General features: G+C 69.3%; 21 protein-coding genes. 11 read left to right on the plus strand and 10 right to left on the minus strand.

All coding sequences use genetic code 11. The annotated features are described in order from the left end of the window. The first annotated feature begins 37 nt into the window (after nt 1–37). The 5 genes from ACWF7A_RS23865 to atpB all read left to right on the plus strand — a co-directional run bounded on the left by ACWF7A_RS23865 (nt 38) and on the right by atpB (nt 5,736). Nucleotides 38–649: a TIGR03085 family metal-binding protein gene (locus ACWF7A_RS23865; RefSeq protein WP_452252673.1), complete on the plus strand. Its 612-nt coding sequence runs from the start codon at nt 38–40 to the stop codon at nt 647–649. A gap of 19 nt (nt 650–668) precedes the next feature. Continuing rightward, nucleotides 669–1,565 carry a 4-hydroxy-tetrahydrodipicolinate synthase gene (dapA, locus tag ACWF7A_RS23870; protein WP_452252674.1) on the plus strand — a complete coding sequence of 299 codons (897 nt, stop codon included), beginning with the start codon at nt 669–671 and terminating at the stop codon, nt 1,563–1,565. After that, nucleotides 1,562–3,241 carry a ribonuclease J gene (locus tag ACWF7A_RS23875; RefSeq protein ID WP_452252675.1) on the plus strand — a complete coding sequence of 560 codons (1,680 nt, stop codon included), beginning with the start codon at nt 1,562–1,564 and terminating at the stop codon, nt 3,239–3,241. The genes dapA and ACWF7A_RS23875 overlap by 4 nt, the downstream gene beginning before the upstream one ends. Nucleotides 3,242–3,303: 62 nt before the next feature. Beyond that, nucleotides 3,304–4,830 carry a CBS domain-containing protein gene (locus ACWF7A_RS23880; protein ID WP_452252676.1) on the plus strand — a complete coding sequence of 509 codons (1,527 nt, stop codon included), beginning with the start codon at nt 3,304–3,306 and terminating at the stop codon, nt 4,828–4,830. 102 nt (nt 4,831–4,932) lie between these two features. Further along, the gene (gene atpB, locus ACWF7A_RS23885) at nt 4,933–5,736 is read left to right on the plus strand and encodes a F0F1 ATP synthase subunit A (protein ID WP_452252677.1); all 804 of its coding nucleotides are present in this window, start codon (nt 4,933–4,935) and stop codon (nt 5,734–5,736) included. A gap of 97 nt (nt 5,737–5,833) precedes the next feature. Here the strand turns inward: atpB and ACWF7A_RS23890 are convergent, their stop codons facing one another. Further along, a complete protein-coding gene (locus tag ACWF7A_RS23890) occupies nt 5,834–6,448 on the minus strand; it encodes a class I SAM-dependent methyltransferase (protein ID WP_452252678.1) in 615 nt (204 codons plus the stop codon). Nucleotides 6,449–6,552: 104 nt separating this feature from the next. On the opposite strand from ACWF7A_RS23890, the gene ACWF7A_RS23895 reads away from it, so the two are divergent. Beyond that, a complete protein-coding gene (locus ACWF7A_RS23895) occupies nt 6,553–9,357 on the plus strand; it encodes a BTAD domain-containing putative transcriptional regulator (RefSeq protein WP_452252679.1) in 2,805 nt (934 codons plus the stop codon). 48 nt (nt 9,358–9,405) lie between these two features. Beyond that, nucleotides 9,406–10,086, plus strand: a complete 681-nt coding sequence (locus ACWF7A_RS23900; RefSeq protein ID WP_452252680.1) for a hypothetical protein — start codon at nt 9,406–9,408, stop codon at nt 10,084–10,086. On the opposite strand, the gene ACWF7A_RS23905 is transcribed toward ACWF7A_RS23900, so the two are convergent. After that, nucleotides 9,983–10,726, minus strand: a complete 744-nt coding sequence (locus tag ACWF7A_RS23905) for a lysophospholipid acyltransferase family protein (protein ID WP_452252747.1) — start codon at nt 10,724–10,726, stop codon at nt 9,983–9,985. The genes ACWF7A_RS23900 and ACWF7A_RS23905 overlap by 104 nt on opposite strands. Nucleotides 10,727–10,874: 148 nt before the next feature. Between ACWF7A_RS23905 and ACWF7A_RS23910 the strand changes: the two genes are divergently transcribed. Continuing rightward, complete coding sequence (locus tag ACWF7A_RS23910; protein WP_452252681.1) at nt 10,875–13,256, plus strand: DNA translocase FtsK 4TM domain-containing protein; 2,382 nt, start codon at nt 10,875–10,877, stop codon at nt 13,254–13,256. Between the two features lies 1 nt (nt 13,257). On the opposite strand, the gene ACWF7A_RS23915 is transcribed toward ACWF7A_RS23910, so the two are convergent. From ACWF7A_RS23915 to ACWF7A_RS23950, 8 genes are all read right to left on the minus strand, one after another. Continuing rightward, on the minus strand, nt 13,258–13,725 hold the full coding sequence (locus ACWF7A_RS23915) for a phospholipase (RefSeq protein WP_452252682.1): 468 nt from the start codon (nt 13,723–13,725) through the stop codon (nt 13,258–13,260). Nucleotides 13,726–13,809: 84 nt separating this feature from the next. Further along, on the minus strand, nt 13,810–14,463 hold the full coding sequence (locus ACWF7A_RS23920; protein WP_452252683.1) for a nitroreductase family protein: 654 nt from the start codon (nt 14,461–14,463) through the stop codon (nt 13,810–13,812). Between the two features lie 5 nt (nt 14,464–14,468). Beyond that, entirely contained in the window at nt 14,469–15,623 is a 1,155-nt protein-coding gene (locus tag ACWF7A_RS23925; protein WP_452252684.1) for a YcaO-like family protein, read from the minus strand. After that, nucleotides 15,620–16,030, minus strand: a complete 411-nt coding sequence (locus tag ACWF7A_RS23930; RefSeq protein ID WP_452252685.1) for a hypothetical protein — start codon at nt 16,028–16,030, stop codon at nt 15,620–15,622. Before ACWF7A_RS23930 ends, ACWF7A_RS23925 begins: the two co-directional genes overlap by 4 nt. 94 nt (nt 16,031–16,124) lie before the next feature. Beyond that, entirely contained in the window at nt 16,125–16,919 is a 795-nt protein-coding gene (locus ACWF7A_RS23935; protein ID WP_452252686.1) for a hypothetical protein, read from the minus strand. After that, nucleotides 16,903–17,754 (minus strand): MerR family transcriptional regulator, encoded by an 852-nt coding sequence (locus ACWF7A_RS23940; RefSeq protein ID WP_452252687.1) that lies wholly within the window; start codon nt 17,752–17,754, stop codon nt 16,903–16,905. Before ACWF7A_RS23940 ends, ACWF7A_RS23935 begins: the two co-directional genes overlap by 17 nt. A 63-nt stretch (nt 17,755–17,817) precedes the next feature. After that, the gene (locus ACWF7A_RS23945) at nt 17,818–18,318 is read right to left on the minus strand and encodes an amino-acid N-acetyltransferase (protein WP_452252688.1); all 501 of its coding nucleotides are present in this window, start codon (nt 18,316–18,318) and stop codon (nt 17,818–17,820) included. A 5-nt stretch (nt 18,319–18,323) separates the two neighbouring features. After that, complete coding sequence (locus ACWF7A_RS23950; protein ID WP_452252689.1) at nt 18,324–18,635, minus strand: hypothetical protein; 312 nt, start codon at nt 18,633–18,635, stop codon at nt 18,324–18,326. Nucleotides 18,636–18,765: 130 nt separating this feature from the next. On the opposite strand from ACWF7A_RS23950, the gene rimO reads away from it, so the two are divergent. Genes rimO through ACWF7A_RS23965 form a run of 3 tightly spaced genes read left to right on the plus strand, consistent with a single transcriptional unit; the run spans nt 18,766 to nt 21,217 of the window. Continuing rightward, a complete protein-coding gene (gene rimO, locus ACWF7A_RS23955; RefSeq protein WP_452252690.1) occupies nt 18,766–20,169 on the plus strand; it encodes a 30S ribosomal protein S12 methylthiotransferase RimO in 1,404 nt (467 codons plus the stop codon). After that, the gene (gene pgsA / locus ACWF7A_RS23960) at nt 20,166–20,744 is read left to right on the plus strand and encodes a CDP-diacylglycerol--glycerol-3-phosphate 3-phosphatidyltransferase (protein ID WP_452252691.1); all 579 of its coding nucleotides are present in this window, start codon (nt 20,166–20,168) and stop codon (nt 20,742–20,744) included. The genes rimO and pgsA overlap by 4 nt, the downstream gene beginning before the upstream one ends. Beyond that, nucleotides 20,741–21,217 carry a CinA family protein gene (locus tag ACWF7A_RS23965; RefSeq protein ID WP_452252692.1) on the plus strand — a complete coding sequence of 159 codons (477 nt, stop codon included), beginning with the start codon at nt 20,741–20,743 and terminating at the stop codon, nt 21,215–21,217. Before pgsA ends, ACWF7A_RS23965 begins: the two co-directional genes overlap by 4 nt. Nucleotides 21,218–21,270: the final 53 nt, after the last annotated feature.

Consider the following 21,270-nt stretch of genomic DNA (forward strand, 5'->3'; position numbering starts at 1 on the left):
CGACGGTAGATGGTGCTGATCGGGAGGACGACCGGACGTGAGTCTCGCCCGCGACGAACGCAAGGCCCTGGTCGACCTCATGACCGAGCTCGGCCCGGACGCGCCCACGCTCTGCGGCGACTGGTCGGCCAAGGACCTGGCCGCCCACCTCGCGATCCGCGAGCGCCGCCCCGACACCGCGCCCGGCATCGTGCTGCCGGTCTTCGCGAAGTGGACGGAGAAGGTCCAGGAGGACTACACGCACAAGGCGTGGAGTGAGCTCCTCGACCTGGTGCGCACGCCGCCGTTCTGGATCCAGCCGGTCGACAAGGCCATGAACACGGCCGAGTACTTCGTGCACCACGAGGACGTGCGGCGCGCGCAGGCGGGCTGGGAGCCACGGCCGTACGACGCCCGGCGTGAGGCGACGCTGTGGAAGCTGCTGCCGTTCACCGCGCGGATGACGTACAAGTCGTCGCCGGTCGGCGTGACGCTGGTGCGCCCCGACGGCGAGCACGTCGTCGCCAAGCAGGGGGCCAACGGCGTGGTGATCACCGGTGAGGTGTCCGAACTCGTGATGCTGGCGTTCGGGCGCGACGAGGCCCGGGTCGAATACAGCGGTGACGCCGACGCGGTGCAACGGGTGCGGTCGTTGAACCGAAGTGTGTGAACTCGGGTAGTTTCTGCGCATGCCAGGAAGCCCGTACGCAGGACCGAACCGCCCGTTCGGCCGCGTTCTCACCGCCATGGTCACGCCGTTCGACTCGCGCGGCGAGATCGATCTCCCCAAGGCGCAGGAGCTGGCGAAACACCTGGTGGACCTGGGCAACGACGGCCTGGTCGTGAACGGCACGACCGGCGAGAGCCCCACGACGACCGACCGCGAGAAGGCCGCGCTGATCACGGCCGTCGTCGAGGCCGTGGGGGACCGCGCGACCGTGGTCGCCGGCGCGGGCACGTACGACACCGCGCACAGCATCCACCTGGTGCAGCAGGCCTCGAAGGCGGGCGCGCACGGCGTGCTCGTCGTGACGCCGTACTACTCGCGGCCGCCGCAGGAAGGCCTGCTGGCGCACTTCACCGCCATCGCCGACGCCTCCGAGCTGCCGGTGATGCTCTACGACATCCCGCCGCGCGCGGTCGTGCCGATCGAGGTCGACACGCTGCTGCGCCTGGCGGACCACCCGCGGATCCTCGCTGTGAAGGACGCCAAGGGCGACCTGCACGCGGGCAGCCGCGTGATCGCCTCGACCGATCTCGCCTACTACTCGGGCGACGACCCGCTGAACCTGCCGTGGCTGTCCGTCGGCGCCGTGGGGTTCGTGAGCGTCATCGGTCATCTCGCGGCGGACCGCCTGCGGGACCTTGTTGATGCGTATGAAGCCGGGGACGTGGCCCGGGCCAAAGAAATCCACGAGTCGCTGCTGCCGCTGCTGCGACCCTTCCGCCGGGTTCCCGGCGTGACGTACACGAAGGCTGCGCTGCGCCTGCGCGGACTGGACGTGGGAGAGCCCCGTCTACCGCTGGTGCCCGCCGCAGCCGAGGACATCGAGGCCATCGCGGCCGAACTGGGAGTCAACGCGTGACCCAATCGACCGAACTGCCGCCCGCGCTGCCGGAAGGCGGGCTCCGCATCGTCGCCCTCGGCGGAATTGGCGAGATCGGCCGCAACATGACCGTCTTCGAGCACGCCGGCCGGCTGCTCGTGGTGGACTGCGGCGTTCTGTTCCCCGAAGACGACCAACCGGGCGTCGACCTGATCCTGCCCGACTTCCGCGCCATCGAGGACCGCCTCGACGACATCGAGGCCATCGTCCTGACGCACGGCCACGAGGACCACATCGGCGCGGTCCCGTTCCTGCTGAAGCTGCGTCCCGACCTGCCGGTCGTGGGCTCCCGCTTCACGCTCGCGCTGCTCGCCGCCAAGTGCCGCGAACACCGCCAGACCCCGCGCCTGGTGGAGGTGAAGGAGGGGGAGCGCCGCTCGTACGGTTCGTTCGAGCTGGAGTTCTTCGCCGTCAACCACTCCATCCCGGACGCGCTCGCGGTCGCCATCCGCACCGCTGCCGGGCTCGTGCTGCACACCGGTGACATCAAGCTCGACCAGCTGCCGCTCGACGGCCGCCTGACCGACCTGGCGGGCTTCTCGCGCCTGGGCGACGAGGGCGTGGACCTCTTCCTGGTCGACTCGACCAACGCCGAGGTGCCCGGTTTCGTGGTGCCCGAGCGCGAGATCGGCCCCGTGCTGGAGAACGTGATCCGCAAGGCCGACCAGCGCGTCATCGTCGCGTGCTTCGCCTCGCACGTGCACCGCGTGCAGCAGGTCCTCGACGTGGCCGTGCAGTACAAGCGCAAGATCGCGTTCGTGGGCCGCTCGATGGTGCGCAACATGGGCATCGCGTCCGAGCTGGGCTTCCTGAACGTGCCGGACGGCCTGTTCGTCGACCTCGACGTCGCGATGCGGATGGAGGAGGACGAGGTCATCTTCGTCTCCACCGGCTCGCAGGGCGAACCGCTCTCCGCGCTGTCGCGCATGGCCCGCGGTGAGCACCGCCAGATCTCGATCCGCGAGGGCGACACGGTGATCCTCGCGTCGTCGCTGATCCCCGGCAACGAGAACGCGGTCTTCAACGTCGTCAACGGCCTCGCCAAGCTCGGCGCGACCGTCGTGCACCAGGGCAACGCCAAGGTGCACGTCTCGGGCCACTCGCCCGCCGGCGAACTGCTGTTCCTCTACAACGCCGTGCGGCCGTCGAACGTGATGCCCGTGCACGGCGAGTGGAGGCACTTGCGCGCGAACGCGGCTCTCGCGGTCGCCACCGGTGTCGCCGAGGACCACGTCGTGATCGCGGAGGACGGTGTCGTCGTCGACCTCGTCGACGGCAAGGCGGCGGTCTCCGGCCGTGTCGTCGTCGGCCACGTGTACGTCGACGGCCTGTCCGTCGGCGACGTCGGCGAGTCGACGCTGTCCGACCGCCTGGTGCTGGGCGAGGGCGGCTTCATCTCGATCTCGGTCGCCATCGACAGGGCCTCGGGCCGTGCCGTCACGGCGCCGACGATCTCCGGCCGTGGCTTCTCCGACGACCCGAAGGCGCTGGAGGCCGTCGTGCCGCTGGTCGAGATGGAGCTGGCGCGCACCGAGGCCGAGGGCATCACGGACACGCACCGGGTCGCGCAGGCCGTGCGACGCGTCGTGGGCCGCTGGGTCGCGGAGACCTACCGTCGCCGGCCGATGATCGTTCCCACGGTCATTCCGGTCTGACACTTCAGTTTGGTGGCGAACGAGCCAATCGGTACCGTTGTCCCGTTTCAAGAGGGGGCGACATGGGCGAAACACCCGCCGCGTGGCTCGTGCGCGGAGGCAGGAACGGGGAACGCGAAGCCGATGCGCTCGGCCAGGATCTGTTCATCGCAGGCTGGCCGGGCCTGGGCGACATCAGCGGGTGTGTGGACCGCGACGAGCTGAGGTTCGCGTTGCGCACCGCGTACCCGGAGGCCAAGAAGGGCTCGATCGACAACTGGGTCGGACAGTTGTGGCGCCTGTTGCGCGAGATCGAGACCGGCGACCACGTCGTCATGCCGCTCAAGAGGACCCGGCTGATCGCAATCGGCCGGGTGAGCGGTGCGTACCGGTTCCGTGCTGAGTGTTCGCCAGGCTTCCAGCACGTGCGGCCAGTGGAGTGGTTGCGCTCGGACCTGCCGCGCGATGCCGTGGGGCCTGATTTGCTGCCAAGCCTCAACTCGTTGCTGACCATCGCCGGCCTGCGCAGGGCTGGTGCTCCGCGGCGGATCGCGGAACTGGCTGCGTCCGGCGAGGATCCGGGTTCCACTGCCGGTGATGCGACGAGCGCCGTGCCCGCCGCCGCCCAGGTGTTTCTGGCGGCCGCGGCGCAGTCAGCGCCGGATCGGCCGAAACGGGTCAGGGTGGCCGAATTGCTGAGGCTGCTCGACGTGACCCGCAAGACCGCCGACGTGTCGGCCACGATCGAGGCGGCACTCGCGGAAAAGGGGCTTGTCGCCCGGCCGTCGATCATGCAGAGCGACGCCGACGACGTGGTCTCACTGGAGTCGGCCGTTGACGACGACATCAAGGTCGAGTCCGAGCCCGCGGCCCCCGCAGGGGAGCGCCTGATCAAGCTGCACATCGGGCGGATCAGGTCGGCTACTGCCGGCGTGATCTCCGTGCGGCTGCGCGACCCGTTGGTCAAGGCGCGGACGCTCATGCTCACGCACAACTTCTCGCAGCTCGCGGTGATCGAGGAGGACGGCGAGTTCCGCGGCGTGGTCAGCTGGGAGTCGATCGGCCAAGCGGACATGGCCGGACGCGCGGTACAGGTCGAGGACGCGCTTGTCCACGCGCGGGTAGTCGAGCACCACGAGGACCTGCTGAACCAGATCGGTGAGATCTACGCAAGTGGTCATGTCTTCGTGCGCGGCGCTGACCGCGCGATCTGCGGCATCGTCACCGCGGCCGATCTCACGCAGCAGTTCGACGGGGTGGTGCGGCCGTTCGTGTTGCTGGAAGAGATCGAGCAGCGCTTGCACCGGACCGTCGGCACGGAGTTCACGCCCGAGGAGATCGCCGTGAAGGCGGGCTCACGCCAGCGGCTGCAGCTTCTGGACGGGCAGAAACCGATGCTCGGCCTCTACCAGCAGGTACTGAAGGACTCGGCGATGTGGGCACGACTGCGGTGGCGGCTGGACCACGAGGCGTTCCTGCGGTTGTTCAACGAGGTTCGCGAGATGCGCAACAGCCTGATGCACTTCAGCGGCGGCACTCCGTCCGACGACGAATTGGCGCCGCTGCACGGCTTGCTGCGCATGCTGCGGGTCGTCGACCCATTGCCCTGACACTTCAGTGTGAAAACGGAACATTTCGTGACACCGCTGTGATCTGCGTCCCCCTCGTCCGATAAGGTTTGATCCCAGACCATGGACGAGGGGGTTCGCCCAATGGCCGGTAACGACGTGTTCAGCCCACCGGGCAAAGACGACATTCTTCTCCCGCCGATGTTCACCTGGCACGAGCCTCTGGGCCTGCCGTTCGACTTCTCGGTGACGAAACCGCAGGCCCTGCTGGTCCTGTCGGTGGTGATCATCCTGACGTTCTTCCTGGTCACGACCAGGAGCATGAAGCTCGTCCCGACCCGCTGGCAGTTCGCCGCCGAATCGGTCTACGACTTCGGCCGCAACACCATCGCGCGGGAGCAGATCGGCGCCAAGGAATTCGCGCCGTACGTGCCGTTGATCGTCAGCATCTTCTGCTTCGTGCTGGTGAACAACGTCTACGGGCTGATTCCGTTCATCCAGTTCCCGACGTTCACGCACAGCGGGTTCCCGGCGGCCGTCGCCCTGCTGATCATCTTCCCGCTCTACCACTACGTGGGCATTCGCAAGTTCGGCCTGCGCGGCTACCTGCGCAACCAGTTCATCGTCCCGGACGTGCCGAAGCCGGTGCTGTGGGGCCTGCTCATCCCGACCGAGGTCATCCTCAAGTTCTTCTTCGACCCGGTGAACCTCGCGATCCGGGTGTTCGCGGCGATGTTCGCCGGGCACCTGCTGATCCTGGTGTTCACGCTCGGCAGCGAGTTCCTGCTGTTCAACGCGCCGATCTACCTCAAGCCGGTGTCGGTGCTGGGGTTCGCCCTCGCGATCGCGTTGTTCTTCCTGGAGGCGCTGGTGCAGGTGCTGCAGGCGTACATCTTCGCGCTGCTGTCCGCGCACTTCATCGGGCGCGCGCTGGCCGAGCAGCACTGATGAGCCGTCCGTCGGCCGGCCGCGGGTCGCCGAACTCGCGACGAGGACCAGTTGGTCGTGCGCGGGCCGGCGGAAGTGGCGCTCGGGCGTTGCCCGGCTAAGGGCGCTGGCACACCAGGTGCAGCGACTCCTCGGGCGTGGCGCCGGGGTAGGACGGGGTGAAGACCGGGCGGCTCCGGCGCACGACGCGCAGGCCGACCTCGCCCAGGTGCTTCTCGAAGTTCTCCTCGGAGAACGACGACACCTCGATCTCCTGGCCCATCCAGGGCAGAGTGACCTGTTCCACGTCGATGGCGACGGTGGCGAGGAAGAAGTGACCGCCGGGCCGCAGCCAGGTGGAGATCTGGCCGAGGGTCTTGATGATCTCGGCCTGCGTCATCTGCAGCAGCGAGAAGACGGCGCAGATGACGTCCCACGAACCAGGGGGTGACTCGAAGTCGCGGATGTCGATCTTGTGGAACGTGGCGTCGGGGACCTGCGTCGACGCGATGTCGACCATGACGGGGGAGACGTCGAGACCGGTGACCCTCATGCCCGCCTTGGCGAGGACGCGTGCGACGGGAACGCCCGTGCCGCAACCGATGTCCAGCACGCGCGAACCCGAGGGCTGCGTCGCGGCGAACCAGGCGAGGGTGCCGTGCAGTGCGGGCTGGTGCGACCACGCGCGTTGGTATTCCAGCCCGAGCGTGTCGAAGACCTCGGCCGCGTTCATACCCCGCCCCTCATTTCGACCCAATCCACCTGAGTGAAGTGTGGAGAAGCTCTCTGCACGCCTTCTGGATGGCTTCTGGACGAAAACTGACGGTAGGTTGCTAGATGAACGCGGACAGCGACGAAGTGAGAGTGCTAGTGCAGAACGAGTTGCGCGTCAGCTTGCTGGGCGCGCTCGCGGCCACGGTGGACGGCAAGGAGCTCACGCTCGGTCCCCCGCGGCAGAGGGCTGTGCTCGCGGTTCTCGCCCTGCGCGCCAATCACGTCGTGTCGCGCAGTGAACTCATCGACGCCGTGTGGGGCGATGATCCACCTGCGAGCGCGGACAACGGCATCCACACCTACGTCGCCGGACTGCGCAGACTCTTCGAGCCGGACAGGGCGTCGCGGGCGCCGAGCTCCGTGCTGCTCTCCACGGACGCTGGATACTTGCTGAGGCTCCCGTCCGGCAGCTCGGACGCCGCTGTGTTCCGCGCGCACCTGGACGAGGCCGGACGGCTGCGCGACCAGCCCGCCGACGCCGTCGCCGCGTTCGACGCGGCGCTGGGGCTGTGGCGGGGAATCGCACTCGACGGCGTGCCGGGGCCGTTCGCGGCGGTGGAGCGCGCGCGTCTGGCCGAACTGAGGCTCACGGCCGTGGAACAGCGTGCGGCGTTGTTGCTGACGGTCGGTCATGAGGCCGAGGTGGCGGCGGAGCTGACGACGCTGGTGAGCGCGCACCCGTTGCGCGAGAGGCTGCACGGCCTGTTGATGTCCGCGCTGTACCGCGGCGGCAGGCAGGCCGAGGCGCTCGCCGTCTACACGGACCTGCGCCGGTTGCTGATCGAGGAGCTCGGCATCGAGCCCGGCCCCGAACTGCGCCGGCTGCACGAACAGCTGCTCGTCGGCCGGCACGACCCGCAGCCCGAACCGGCGGCGCCCGTGCTCGTGCCCGTCCAGCTGCCGCACGAGATCCGCGACTTCACCGGCCGCGAGAAGGAGCTGGCGAAGCTCGCCGAGGTCGTCCCGCACGACCACGCGCCGGTGCTCGTCGCGATCACGGGAACCGGTGGCGTCGGCAAGACGGCGCTGGCCGTGAGGTTCGCGCACCAGGTGGCCTCGCGGTTCCCGGACGGGCAGCTGCACGTGGACCTGCGCGGGTTCGACGCGTCGGCACCGCCCGTGCAGCCCGGTGCCGCGTTGCACCAGCTGTTGCAGAGCCTCGGCGTGCCGTCCGAACGCATCCCGGAGGACCTGCCGGCGAAGTCCGCGCTGTACCGCAGTGTCCTCGCGGGCAAAAGAGTTCTGGTGCTGCTCGACAACGCGCGGCTGGCCGAGCAGGTCCGTCCGCTGCTGCCGGGCCGCTCCACGTCGATGGTGCTCGTGACGTCGCGCAACCACCTGGGCGGGCTCGTGGCCCGCGACGGCGCGCACTCGGTGACGTTGTCCGTCCTCACCCGCGACGAGGGGCTGGCGTTGCTGACGTCCGCGGTGGGCCCGGACCGGGTCGCCGCCGAACCCGCCGCCGCCGCGAAGCTCGTCGAACTGTGCGGGCACCTCCCGCTGGCGGTGCGGATCGCGGCCGAACGCGTGGTGACGCGGCCCCACCTGACGCTGGCGGACCTGGCGAGCGACCTCGCCGACGAGCGGGACAGGCTGGACGTGCTGGCGACGGGAGACGACGAGGACACGGCCGTGCGCGCCGCGTTCTCGTGGTCGTACCTGGCCCTGAAACCCGACGCCGCGAGGACGTTCCGCCTGATCGGCCTGCACCCCGGCGCCGAGATCAGCCTGAACGCCGTGGCGGCGCTCGTGGGCGTACCGGTGTCGCGGGCGCGGGCGTTGCTCGACTTGCTGGCGGGCGGGCACATGCTGGAGGAGGTCGCGCGCGGCCGGTTCCGGCTGCACGACCTGCTTCGCCTGTACGCCACGGAGCTCAGCGCCACCGAGGAGTCCTCGGACGGCCGCGCCGAGGCCGTGACGCGTCTGCTGGGGTGGTACTTCGACACCGCGAACGCCGCCGGCACCGTCATCGCGCCACCGGACCATCCGGCGTTCCTGCTGCCGCCACTGTCCACTCAGGACTTCACCTCGCACGACGAGGCCTTCACCTGGTGCCGCACGGAGTCCTCGAACCTGCTGGCCGTGGCGAGGCTCGCCGAGGAGCACCACTCGCCGACGGCGTGGCAGATCCCGGTGGCGTTGTGGAACTACTTCATCGTGTCGAGCGCGCTGGACGAGTGGACGCGCACGTACCGCGTCGCCGAACGCGCCGCGACGCGCGACGGCAACCAGTCCGCCCGTGCGTGGGCGGTGCACGGCCAAGGCCTCTCGGCGTTCCGCGGCCAGCGCTTCGCCGACGCCCTCGAACTCTTCGACCGCGCGCTCGCCATCCGCCGAGAGATCGGTGACCTGGCCGGCGCGGCCTGGAGCCTCACGGGCCTGGGCATGGCGTACGGCGGACTGCGTCAGTTCGACCTCGCCGTCGACCGGTTCGGCGAGGCGCTGCGCGGGCACGCCGAGGTCGGTTCGTGGTTCGGCGAGGGCGGCACGAGGCTGTTCCTGAGCGACATCCTGCGTTCGGCGGGCCAGTTCGAGGCGTCGCTGGAGTCCGCGCGCACGGCGTTCGAGCTGATGGACTCGCACGACGCCGTGCACGGCAAGGCGATGGCGCTGGTCAGCATCGGCTGGGCGCAGTCGAGGCTGGGCAGCCGGGCCGAGGCGCGGGAGTCGTTCCGGCGGGCGGTCGAGTTCCTGCGGGTGCTCGGCGACCGCAAGAGCCTCGCGGAGGCGTTGCACGGCCTAGGGGCGACGAGTGCGGGACAGCCCGATGTGGCGCGCACGCACCTGCTGGAAGCGCTGACGATCTACGAGGACTACGACCACCCGCTCACACCGGAGATCCACGCGAGGCTCCACGAGCTCTCCTAGGGGCGATACCTGATGTGCTCGCGCTGATGCGTAGGCAAGCTACATGTCATGCAGAAGCGCGCTCGGACCCTGTTGGTGTGGCTGCACGTCGTGACGTCCGTGGGCTGGCTCAGCCAGGCCGTCGCCCTGCTCGCCCTGGTCCTTTACGGCATGAGGACGGGCGACCTCAAGGCCTTCGAAATGGCGCGCTACCTGGACCACGGCGTGCTCGCGATCATGGCCAACACCAGTGCGTTCACCGGCTTCATGCTCAGCGCCACGACACCGTGGGGCTACTTCAGGCACTGGTGGGTGCTCGCGAAGTTCGTGATCACGATCAGCCAGCTCTACATCGGCATCTTCATCCTGAGCGGCAACCTCCAGGAGGCCGTGGCCGGGCATGTCACCGCCTGGATGCCGGTCGGGACGGCGCTCATGATCAGCGCGATCGCGTTCCAGGCGTGGCTCAGCGTCGCGAAGCCGTGGGGTCGCACGCCGTGGGCGGACCCGAAGGTCAAGCTGCCCACGGCGAGCACCGTCACGTTCGTCGCGGCGCTGGTGATCCCGGTGATCGACTTCGTGATCAGCCTGTGGCAGGGCAACCCGATGCCGATGCTCATGCTGGTCACGGTGATCGCCTACTCGATCAGGCGGGCCGCCAGGGCGAGGAGCCGGTCGTCGGCCGCGTCGGGTCGTGGAAGCGCGGCAGGTCGGGCTCGTCGAGACGCAGCGGCACCAGGCCCTCGGTGATCGCGACCATGATCCGCTCGTGCGCGCGCCGGGCGTCGCCCATCGTCTCGGCCCTCAGGTCGGACAGCTCGACCGGCTTGCCGAAGTGCACCTTGAGCTTGGGGCGCTTGCGAACCGCGCGCAGCCACGAGGTCAGGTACGGCAGGACGTCCTTCCAGCCGCTGACGCTCAGGTTGCCCCAGTACACGGCCTCGTGCGCGCCCCACTGGCTGATCGGGATCACCGGGATGCCGCCGCCCAGCGCCATGCGGGCGACGCCGGTCTTGCCGCGCTCCGGCCACAGGCCGGGGTCCAGGCTGATCTTGCCCTCGGGGTAGACGGCGATCGGGTCGCCGCCCTTGTTCAACGCCTCGACCGCGCGGTGCATGGCCTCGCCGACGTTCGCCGACCTCCGGTCGACGCGCAGGTGACCGCACGCCTTGAGCGCCGGTCCCATGACCGGCGCGTCGAGCAGGCCGCCCGCGAGCATGAAGCGCGGGTTGACGCCGAGCTTGCGGCAGGCCGCGATCAGCACCATCGGGTCGAGGTTCCCGATGTGGTTGGAGGCGAGCAGCAACGGCTTGCCGAGCAGCTCCGGGGGGATGTCACCCGATACCTCGAGCTTGCCGGTCAGCGCGATCAGGCCCCGGTCGACCACCATGAGCACGCGCCAGAAGAGCGGTGTGGACACGCGGGGCAGCGTACGGCGTGTCGGAACGACACCGTGCCCGATCCGGTGAACCATGAGGTTTCGCACGCGTCCCGGTTGCAAACGTGGCTGGTGAGACGCAAGGGACTACCTTGTACACATGGCCGGGCGCACAGGGACTTCGAGAAAGACCACGTCACGCGGCAAAGCACCAGCCAAGCCGCGGGCGCGATCCACCGCGTCCAGAAAGCCCGCTCCACGCAAGAGCGGCGGCGCCATCAGCGCCGTGTGGGGTGCGTTGGGCCGTGGCGTCGGCAGTCTCGTGCGCACCGTCAGCCGTACCAAGGACCTTGATCCCGAACACCGCCGTGACGGTCTCGGACTGTTGCTGATCGCCCTCGCCGTCATCACGGGCGCGGGGGTCTGGTGGCAGGCCGGCGGTCCGGTCGGGCAATGGGTCGACGTCGCCGTCCGCAGCTCCGTCGGGTTCCCCGCGGTGATCGTCCCGGTCGTGCTGCTCGGCATCGGCATCACGTTGATGCGCACCGACCCGAAGCCGGACGCGCGCCCGCGGCTGATCATCGGCTCGTTGCTGATGATGATCGGCGTGCTCGGCATGTTCCACCTCATCGGCGGCCTGCCGATGGACCCGCTCGAACGCCGCAGCGCCGGTGGCGCCCTCGGGTACCTGGCCGGTGGGTTCCTCGCGCAGGGGCTGACGCCGTGGGTCGCCGGGCCGTTGCTGTTCCTGATCTTCTCCTACGGCCTGCTGGTCGTGACGCACACGCCGATCCGCCAGGCGCCCGAACGCATTCGCTCGTTGCTGCACCCCGGCACTTCGAAGGACGAGGCGCCTTCCGACGAGGAGGAGTTCGCCGAGGAACCGAAACCGGTGCGTCTGCGCCGCCCGTCCCGCCGCCGTCAGGCCGTGGAGCCCGTCGAGGAGGAGACGCAAGCCGAACTTCCCCTGGAGGAGCCCGCGGAGCCCCCGCCCTCGAAGCCCGCCAAGGAGAAGAAGGCCGCCGCCGCACCGGCGATGGCCGTGCGCGCGGTCGAGGGCGAGTACCAGCTGCCGCCGCCGGACGTGCTCAAGGACGGCGACGCGCCGAAGACCCGCAGCAAGGCGAACGACCTCATGATCGAGGCGATCTCCGGCGTGCTGGACCAGTTCTCGATCGACGCCCAGGTCACCGGGTTCACCCGCGGCCCGACGGTCACGCGCTACGAGGTCGAGCTCGGCCCCGGCGTGAAGGTCGAGAAGATCACCGCGCTGACCAAGAACATCGCGTACGCCGTGGCTACGGACAACGTCCGCCTGCTGGCGCCGATCCCCGGCAAGTCGGCCGTGGGCATCGAGGTCCCCAACAGCGACCGCGAGATGGTGCGGCTGGGCGACGTGCTGCGCGCGCCGTCCACGGTCAAGGACACGCACCCGATGGTGATCGGCCTCGGCAAGGACATCGAGGGCCACATGGTCACCGCGAACCTGACGAAGATGCCGCACCTCCTGGTGGCGGGCTCCACGGGTTCCGGCAAGTCGTCGTTCGTGAACTCGATGCTGGTCTCCTTGCTGGCGCGGGCTACGCCCGACGAGGTCCGGATGATCCTCATCGACCCGAAGATGGTCGAGCTGACGCCGTACGAGGGCATCCCGCACCTGATCACGCCGATCATCACGCAGCCGAAGAAGGCCGCGGCCGCGTTGGCGTGGCTCGTCGAGGAGATGGAGCAGCGTTACCAGGACATGCAGGTCAACCGGGTGCGGCACGTCGACGACTTCAACCGCAAGGTGAAGTCCGGCGAGATCACCGCGCCTCCCGGTTCCGAGCGCGTCTACCGGCCGTACCCGTACATCATGGCGATCGTCGACGAGCTCGCCGACCTGATGATGACGGCGCCACGGGACGTGGAGGACGCGATCGTCCGCATCACGCAGAAGGCCCGTGCGGCGGGTATCCACCTCGTGCTCGCGACGCAGCGCCCGTCCGTCGACGTCGTCACCGGTCTGATCAAGACGAACGTGCCGTCGCGCCTGGCGTTCGCGACGTCGTCGCTCACGGACTCGCGGGTCATCCTGGACCAGCCCGGCGCCGAGAAGCTGATCGGCATGGGCGACGCCCTGTACCTGCCGATGGGCGCCTCGAAGCCGGTGCGCATCCAGGGCGCGTTCGTCGGTGACGAGGAGATCTCCTCGATCGTCGAGTTCACCAAGAACCAGGCGCAGCCGGAGTACACCGACGGCGTCACGGCGCAGAAGGCCGGCGAGAAGAAGGAGATCGACGCCGACATCGGCGACGACCTGGAGCTGCTCGTGCAGGCGACCGAGCTGATCGTGACGTCGCAGTTCGGCTCGACGTCGATGCTGCAGCGCAAGCTGCGCGTCGGGTTCGCGAAGGCGGGGCGCCTCATGGACCTGCTGGAGACCCGTGGCGTCGTCGGGCCGTCCGAGGGCTCGAAGGCACGCGAGGTGCTGATCAAGCCGGACGAGCTCGAGAACGTGGTCTACCTGATGCGCGGAGGCGGCCCCGCCGACGACGAGTGACCTACTTCAGGCCGGCGTTCTGGATGCTGGTGGCCGTCGAGCTCGCGCTGCCACCGAACTCGCGGACCGCCGCGTAGTACAGGTCGGCCGTGCGCTTGCAGGCCCAGTTCGAGCCGCACTGCTTGTACATGTCGGACTTGAAGTTGTTGTCGATGCGCAGGCGGTTCGCCTCGCTCCACCGGCCCTGCCGCTTGTAGTTGCGGTAGCCGAAGTCGTGCCGGTGGCAGGTCGGCAGGAACTTGAAGCCGAAGGGGTTGTCCGGCGAGTACGAACAGCCGTCGGACGACCAGTCGAGCTGGCCCGCGTACGGCTGTTGGGCGCGCAGTGTTGTGAACTGGCCGAGGGTCTTCGTGTAGAGGTAGTCGTCGGTGACGGCGACGATGTCCACGGCCTGAGCCGGGGTGCCCGTGAAGATGAGGGCGATCGAGGCGGCGGCACCCACGAACGCCGAGCGCAGGGTCTTCGACATGGCGAGCTCCTCTGGGTGTGAGCAGGGTCTCGCCCAGTTGTAGCCCGTGATCGTCTGTCCTCGGTAGACACGATCTGATGAACGTCAGGTGATCATGTGCCCGCACGCGATCGCCGTGGCCACGCGGAGGTCGCGCGGCAGCCCCAGGCAGTGGAGCATTTCGTGGTCCGCTACTCCGCCGAGCAGGTGACCGCCGAGTTTCTGTTCCGCCAAACGGAGGCAGATGGTCTGCGCGGCGGCTCCTGCTTCGATCAAGCCGAAGCGGCCCGCGCGTTCGCCGTACTTCTCGAACGACTCTTTGTCCGTCAACACCAAGACGATCGTCAGCGGGGGCACGTCCGGCGTGCCGAGGATCCCGGCGAGGTCGTCCGGTGCGGGGCCGATGTCCTGCACCGCGTGGCGGCGGATGTCGTAGCGGAGAGCGCGGCCGCGCGTGAACGCGTAGCAGCGCAACGGGTTGAGTCCGCCCGCCGAGGGACAGCTGTTGTCGGACAAGGCGCCCAGCACCGTGCCCAGCTGCTGGTCCGTCAGGGGCCTGTCCGAGAACTCGCGGGTGCTCCTGCGTGCCTGGAACAGCTTCTGCAGGCGGTCGTGCGGGCGGGGGAGCGGAACCGGTGCTCCCGGCAGCTCCAGCGGGTCGACCAACGCGGGTTCGGGCCGGAAGTCCCGCAGCCGGTGGCCGAGCCTGCGCTGGTGCAGCGTCGAGTACCGGCTCGCGGCCCAGAAGTCGTCGAACATCGGCGTCACCCCAGCGGATGCGGTGCGGGATTGGGGAACACGCCCGGTGAGGCGTGCGGGTAGCGCCAGGCGAGGTCGCGGGCGCGGCCCGCCAGGTGCGGCCAGCGGTGGTCCGAGTGCAGGGGCGCGAGGTCGGGGGACAGGACGCGGACGCAGTGCAGGCCGACGGCCGACAGCTCCGGCGTGGTGAGCTCGCGGTAGGCGAGCCGGACGTCCGCGCGGTCGAGGGCGTGCACGAGCTCGGTCAGTTCCGCTGCTGTGCCACGGGATTCGGCGTCGGGCGGCGGGTCCGTCTCGAAGCCGGCGAACCACGGCAGCGCGTCCCACTCCGCCGGGTACGTGGCGTAGTAGACGGCGTGCTCGTCGAAGTCGGTGACGTCCTCGACGGGGCTGTCCCCGTTGCGCGCCAGCCACACCTCGATGAACACCGTGCCCTGCACCCATTCCTCGTAGGCCTTGCGCACGGCCTCGGCCGTGGTCGCCCGGCACGCGAGGCCGAGCGTGGGCCTCGGCCTGCCGGCGATCGGCAGCGACCCCGCGACGGCGACCACGGGGTGCGGGCTGTAGGCGGGCGTGAGGTCGAACGCCTGCACGCCGTGCGGCAGATCGGTGGCGAACTTCTGCGGTGCGATGGAATGCAGCCACGTCGTGGTGAACGCGTCGCGCTCGACGAGTTCCTGGGTGGCCCTCAGCAGCGCGCTGGTCGTGGACGGCCCGGCCGCGAGCCCGGACGAGGTCGCGGGCAGCCCGTACGACGCGTCGAGGCCCACGAGCCCGGCCGGAACGCGGATCGGGTCGTTGCCGGGCAACGTCCACGCCCGCGTGTACCGGGTGTCGACGTAACCCTTGCGGTAGCGGTAGTTCGGTGCCACTCGCTGCTCGACCGCGTGCAGGCTGAAATGTTCCAGCGGCCAGCATTCGCCGTCGGTGACGGTCTCCAGCGGAGCCCGTGCGGCCGCGTGGCGTTCCAGTGCCTCGGCGATCGCGGCGATCTTGCTGGTGCCACCGGAGGTGCCGCCGGTGGCGAACGGCTCGGGCACCGCGGCCCAGCCTTCGAGGTCCACGTCGGACAGGCTGTGCGGCACGGGATGCAGCCGGGACACCACTCCCTGCCGCCAGCCGACCGCGCGCTCGGCGAGCGCCTCCGCGACGGTCCTCACGACCTCCTCCGGTGGTGCCGGAAGATCCAGTACCCGAGTGCCAGCGCTCCACCGACGTAGAGCGTGCCTACGACCCACACGGCGCCTTCACCGATGGTGGCGATCGGGCCGAGCACGAACAGCACGGCGAACGGCTCGAGGCACCACAGCACCATCCAGCCGAGCAGCCGGACCAGGCTCGTCCACGGCTTCGGCGATCGGGCGATGAACCCCGACGCGACGGCCCAGGCCAGTGCGGCACCGAGTGCGCCGGCCCACCAGCCCCAGTGGAGGTCGAAGACCGCGCCCATCGTGACGAAGGGCAGCACGACCACCAGCAGCGGAAAGATCGCGGAGGGCAGGACCAGCGCACCGCGTGGTTCGGGAAGATCTTTCGTGTCGCGGTGCAGGGCCGCCGGGATGTGCACGGCCGCACCGACCGAGGAAACCGCACAGCAGCAACAACAACAGCAACAGGTTGGTGTGGCGGCGTTGGTGGCGGCCGCACCGGGTGAGAACTGGTCAGGTAACCGTACTGCCGTCGCGTTCATGGTTCCCCCAAGGAAGTGACACGCGCCCGAACTCGACCGTCGGGCAGATCTCGCAGTCAGCCGCGGGCAGGACGCTCTCGCGCGTCGTCGTGAACTCGTCGAGGTCGACGGTCACGACCGTGTCCAGCAGGGCCAGCGAGCCCTTGCAGATGTTCCGGATCGCTTGCACGGCAAGGGAGATCGGAAGATCGTGGTCGAGCGCCCCCGGACGTGGGGGAGGCGGTGGATCCCCCCACCGCCGTCCCGCCCGCACCGCGAGGCACGCCAGGCACGCGCCGGCACCGGGCACCACGAAGGGCCCGACAGCGGCGGTGTGGTGGTACGCGAGGTCCAGCAACAGGTGCGGGACCTTCGTCTCGCGTGCCACCTCGACCAGGTCGACCAACGTGCCGGTCGTCCGCACGACGAGCAGCAGGTCCGGGTCCTCGTCGTGCGGCAACAGCTCTGCCAGCCCGGCGGGTGCCTGTCCGACGAAGCGCGTGCCGACCCCCGCCGGCTCGTGCGCGTCGTCTCCAGGCAACCCGGCCGGGCGGAGAGCGCCCAGGGTCCTCAGCTGGGCCAGGTACTGGCGAACCGGTTCCCCCAACCGGCTTTCGTCGACCGTTCGAGCCACTCCCCTCAACACCGGCTCGAACAGGCCGGCCAGCGCCACGGCCACCGCCCTGGGCAGGTCTGGGATCAGGTACGCGAGATCCGCACCCGCGTACACGACAAGGCCTTCGTCCCTCACCTGCGCGTGCCAGGCGGGATCAGCGACCAGGTTCATCGTCGTCCCCCCTGCGCAGAAAGCTCTCGATCTCCTGTTCGCTCGGCAGGTCTCCCGCCGGGTCCATGAGGTTCTCGGCGATCGGCGGCAACGGCTGCTCGGCCCACGCGGGCTGGTAGTCGTCGCTGGGCAGCAGCCCGTGCCGCGACGCGAACTCCTCGGCCGCGTCCCGGATCGACTCCCGCAGCGTCCCCACCACCGCGGTCTCCGCCGTGTACGTCAGCTCGACGAGCAACGCCCGCACGTTCTCCAGCTGGTTCTCGTCACCGGCCTTGCGCGCGAGCTCGGGCCAGAACTGACGCTCGAACAACCGCACGAAGTCCGCCGCCACCGCGTCGGTCGCCGTGCGCAGGCGCGTGAAGCTGTCCATGACGTCATCGCTGGGCACCCGGAGGCCGGCAAGCCTGCCGCCCGCTTCGAGTGCCCAGCGACGCGCGTGCGGCCAGCCGTACTTCCACCGCACCAAGCCCAACCGCATAGCCCGGAGGAGGAGTCGCGGTTGGACGTCTCCCATCGGAACGAGGTGGCGGATGTCGCGCACCTTGATCCGAACCCAGTCGTCGGGCCCCTCGGTCTCGCCCATGCCGAGCACCGCGGCGACCGACTCGCCCTTTTCCCTCGCTGAGATCAACTCCGCGATCGCGGGCAGCGAGAACCCCCGCTGCTGCAACCGCTGCACCAACGTCAACCGCTCGACGTGCGAGGCGTCGTAGTACGCCACGCGTCCCTGCCGTCTCGGCGCGTGCAGCACACCCTTCGTCTGGTACATGCGAATGGTGCTGCTGGGCAGGCCGATCCGGGCAGCGAGCTCGTCGACGGTGAGCGATTCGGACACGGGTCAAATACTGGCCTCGCGCCGTTAGTGGAGTCAAGACTCTTCGAGTATTTACTCGAAGAGTTACAGCTCCAGGAGCATGCGGCTGTTCCCGAGCGTGTTCGGCTTCACGTAGCTGAGGTCGAGGAACTCGGCCACACCCTCGTCGACCGACCGCATGATCTCCTCGTAGACCTCGGGGCTCACCGGCGTGCCCTCGATCTCGACGAAGCCGTGCTTGGTGAAGAAGCGCGTCTCGAACGTGAGGCAGAAGATGCGCCCGAGCTGCAGCTCCCTGGCGGTCGCGATGAGCTGCGCCACGATCCGGTGACCCACGCCCTTGCCCAGCGCCATCGGGGACACCGCCACGCTGCGGATCTCGGCCAGGTCCTCCCACATGACGTGCAGGGCGCCGCAGCCGAGCAGCTCGCCGTCCTCCTCGGCCACCCAGAACTCCTGCACCGCCTCGTACAGCGTGACCAGGGGTTTCGCCAGCAGGACCTTGCCCGCGTATCCGTCGATCAACGCCTTCATGGCGCGCACGTCACTGGTGCGGGCGCGCCGCACGACTACCCCACTGGTCACAACCGTCAAGTATGGGCCGCGTCCTCACCGGGGTTCTCGTCAGGCGGCGGGTCGGCGGGCAGCGGTGGTGGGCGCTCGGGTGCGTTCAGGAGCAGGCGAAGCACCTCCAGGGTGTGACTGCGCTGGTCCCTGGTCCGGCTGCTGAGCGCTTCGTCGACCGCCTTCCTCTCCAGATCGGCACGGCGCCGGGCTGGGGCGGACCGCACCCAGTCGCGGAACGTCCGGGCCAGCTCGGCCCACACGTGCCGGGTCAGCAGCACCAACACGGCCAGCAGCGCTGGTGCCGTGCAGCCCGACTTCACCAACTCGGTGAGCACGCGCGCCAGGGTCCACGCAGAGGGGACATGAGAAGTGGACAGAATGTGGGTGGCGGTCCTGGACACCCGTCGCGAAGGCCTCAGCAGCGCGATTCAAGCGCCCGTACCTGGTCCGGTTACTCTGAGCGTCGTGTCTTCTCCCACCACTCCGCGACGCGTGTCGCTGCTGACCCTGGGCTGCGCCCGCAACGAGGTCGACTCCGAAGAGCTCGCCGGACGCCTCGGCGAGGGCGGCTGGGAGCTGGTGGACGAGGGCGCTGACGTCGTCGTCGTCAACACGTGCGGCTTCGTCGAGCAGGCGAAGAAGGACTCGGTCGACACGCTGCTCGCCGCGTCCGACACCGGCGCCAAGGTCGTCGCGGTCGGGTGCATGGCGGAGCGGTACGGCAAGGAGCTCGCGGACAGCCTCCCCGAGGCGGCCGCGGTCCTGGGCTTCGACCAGTACAACGACCTGGCCGAGCGGCTGCAGGACGTGCTGCACGGCAAGCCCGTCGAGTCGCACGTGCCGGTGGACCGCCGCACGCTGCTGCCCATCACGCCGGTCAAGCGCCAGGAGGCCAAGGACGCCGTCCAGGTGCCCGGCCACGGGTGGGGACCGACCAAGGTCCAGCGCAAGCGCCTCGACGACGCCCCCGTGGCGCCGCTCAAGATCGCGTCCGGCTGTGACCGGCGGTGCAGCTTCTGCGCCATCCCGAGCTTCCGCGGCGCCTTCGTGTCGCGGCACCCGGACGAGATCGTCTCCGAGGCCATGTGGCTCGCCGAGAACGGCGTCAAGGAGCTGTTCCTCGTCAGCGAGAACTCCACGAGCTACGGCAAGGACCTGCCGCGTGAGCAGGGCGCGCTGGAGCAGCTGCTGCCGCGCCTCGCGTCCATCCCGGGCGTCGAGCGGGTCCGGGTCAGCTACCTGCAGCCGGCCGAGACCAAGCCGAGCCTCGTGGCCGCCATCGCGAAGACCGACAAGGTCGCGAACTACTTCGACATGTCGTTCCAGCACTCCAGCGAGCACGTGCTGCGCCGCATGCGCCGGTTCGGCGACACGGACAGCTTCCTCAAGCTCGTGTGGCAGATCCGCGAGCACGCGCCCGAGGCCGGCATCCGCAGCAACTTCATCGTCGGCTTCCCCGGCGAGACCGAGGCGGACCTGCAGGAGCTGGAGCGCTTCCTCACCGAGGCACGCCTCGACGCCGTCGGCATCTTCGGGTACTCCGACGAGGACGGCACCGAGGCCGAGGAGCTCGACGGCAAGCTCGACGCGGACGTCATCGCCGAGCGCGTGCAGCGGATCGGCAACCTCGTCGAAGAGCTCACGAGCCAGCGCGCCGAGGACCGGGTCGGCACCGAGGTCGTCGTGCTGGTCGAGACCGAGGAGGACGACGAGAACGACTGCGTCGGCCGGGCCGAGCACCAGGCTCCCGAGGTCGACGGCGAGTGCATCGTGCTGGAGGCCGAAGGGCTGAAGCGCGGTGACTTCGTGCGCTGCCGCGTGGTCGACTCCGAGGGCGTGGACCTGATCGTCGAGGTAATCCCGACATGACGGAGGCCCGGAAGGTCCCGCTGCTCAACGTCGCGAACATCCTCACGATGGCGCGGCTGGCGCTCGTTCCGGTCTTCCTGTTCTCCCTGTTCGAAGCGGGCGGCTTCGACACGACGTGGCGGCTCATCGCGTTCGGCATCTTCGCCGTCGCGAGCTTCACCGACCACATCGACGGCACGCTCGCCCGCAAGCACGGGCTCATCACCGACTTCGGCAAGATCGCCGACCCGATCGCGGACAAGGCGCTGACCGGGTCCGCGCTGGTCGGCCTGAGCATCCTCGACGTGCTCCCGTGGTGGATCACGATCACCATCGCCGTCCGCGAGGTCGGCATCACGCTGCTGCGGTTCTGGGTGATCCGCTACGGCGTCATCCCGGCCAGCCGCGGCGGCAAGGCCAAGACGCTCGCCCAGGTCATCGCGATCGGGCTGTTCGTGCTCCCGCAGAACGACGTGCTGGGGCTCATCGCCTGGGGGATCATGGCCGTCGCGCTCGTCCTCACCGTCGTCACGGGAATCGACTACGTGATCCACGCGTTCAAGATGAAGGCAAGAGCAGGCCGGGCCGTGCTGTGACAGGCGTCGTCGACCTGCTCAAGGCGAGGAACCAGACCGTCGCCACGGCCGAGTCGCTCACCGCGGGTCTGCTGTGCGCGACGATCGTCGACACACCGGGGGCGAGTGCCGTGGTCCGCGGTGGGTTGATCGTCTACGCCACCGAGCTCAAGCACGAGCTCGCGGGCGTGGACCAGCAGTTGCTCGACGAGCACGGTGCCGTGCACCCCGAAGTCGCGATCCAACTGGCCGAAGGCGCCCGGAAAAGGTGCAATTCGGACTGGGGGATCGGGCTCACCGGGGTCGCCGGCCCCGACCCGCAGGACGGAGTGGCTCCGGGGACGGTCCACATCGGCTTGAGCGGGCCTGGAGTGTCCACAGTGCGGACAATCACGGTGAGTGGCGACCGCAAAGCGGTCCGTTGGGCTGCAGTGGAAAAAGCCCTGGTCCTGCTCTCGGAGCAACTGCTGGCCGCCGGAGGCGGGAACAAATGATGACTCCGCGTTCGTTCGCCCTTGGCGGACGTGTTCGGAAGTCAGTGCCCGTT

It is taken from the genome of Lentzea sp. NPDC055074 (assembly GCF_053608005.1).

Bases quoted from the DNA above. Each gene is read 5' to 3' on its own strand.
- dapA (WP_452252674.1), top strand. From the start codon at position 669: ATGCCAGGAAGCCCGTACGCAGGACCGAACCGCCCGTTCGGCCGCGTT.
- ACWF7A_RS23880 (WP_452252676.1), top strand. From the start codon at position 3,304: ATGGGCGAAACACCCGCCGCGTGGCTCGTGCGCGGAGGCAGGAACGGG.
- atpB (WP_452252677.1), top strand. From the start codon at position 4,933: ATGGCCGGTAACGACGTGTTCAGCCCACCGGGCAAAGACGACATTCTT.
- ACWF7A_RS23890 (WP_452252678.1), bottom strand. From the start codon at position 6,448: ATGAACGCGGCCGAGGTCTTCGACACGCTCGGGCTGGAATACCAACGC.
- ACWF7A_RS23895 (WP_452252679.1), top strand. From the start codon at position 6,553: ATGAACGCGGACAGCGACGAAGTGAGAGTGCTAGTGCAGAACGAGTTG.
- ACWF7A_RS23900 (WP_452252680.1), top strand. From the start codon at position 9,406: ATGCAGAAGCGCGCTCGGACCCTGTTGGTGTGGCTGCACGTCGTGACG.
- ACWF7A_RS23905 (WP_452252747.1), bottom strand. From the start codon at position 10,726: ATGGTGGTCGACCGGGGCCTGATCGCGCTGACCGGCAAGCTCGAGGTA.
- ACWF7A_RS23910 (WP_452252681.1), top strand. From the start codon at position 10,875: ATGGCCGGGCGCACAGGGACTTCGAGAAAGACCACGTCACGCGGCAAA.
- ACWF7A_RS23915 (WP_452252682.1), bottom strand. From the start codon at position 13,725: ATGTCGAAGACCCTGCGCTCGGCGTTCGTGGGTGCCGCCGCCTCGATC.
- ACWF7A_RS23920 (WP_452252683.1), bottom strand. From the start codon at position 14,463: ATGTTCGACGACTTCTGGGCCGCGAGCCGGTACTCGACGCTGCACCAG.
- ACWF7A_RS23935 (WP_452252686.1), bottom strand. From the start codon at position 16,919: ATGAACCTGGTCGCTGATCCCGCCTGGCACGCGCAGGTGAGGGACGAA.
- pgsA (WP_452252691.1), top strand. From the start codon at position 20,166: ATGACGGAGGCCCGGAAGGTCCCGCTGCTCAACGTCGCGAACATCCTC.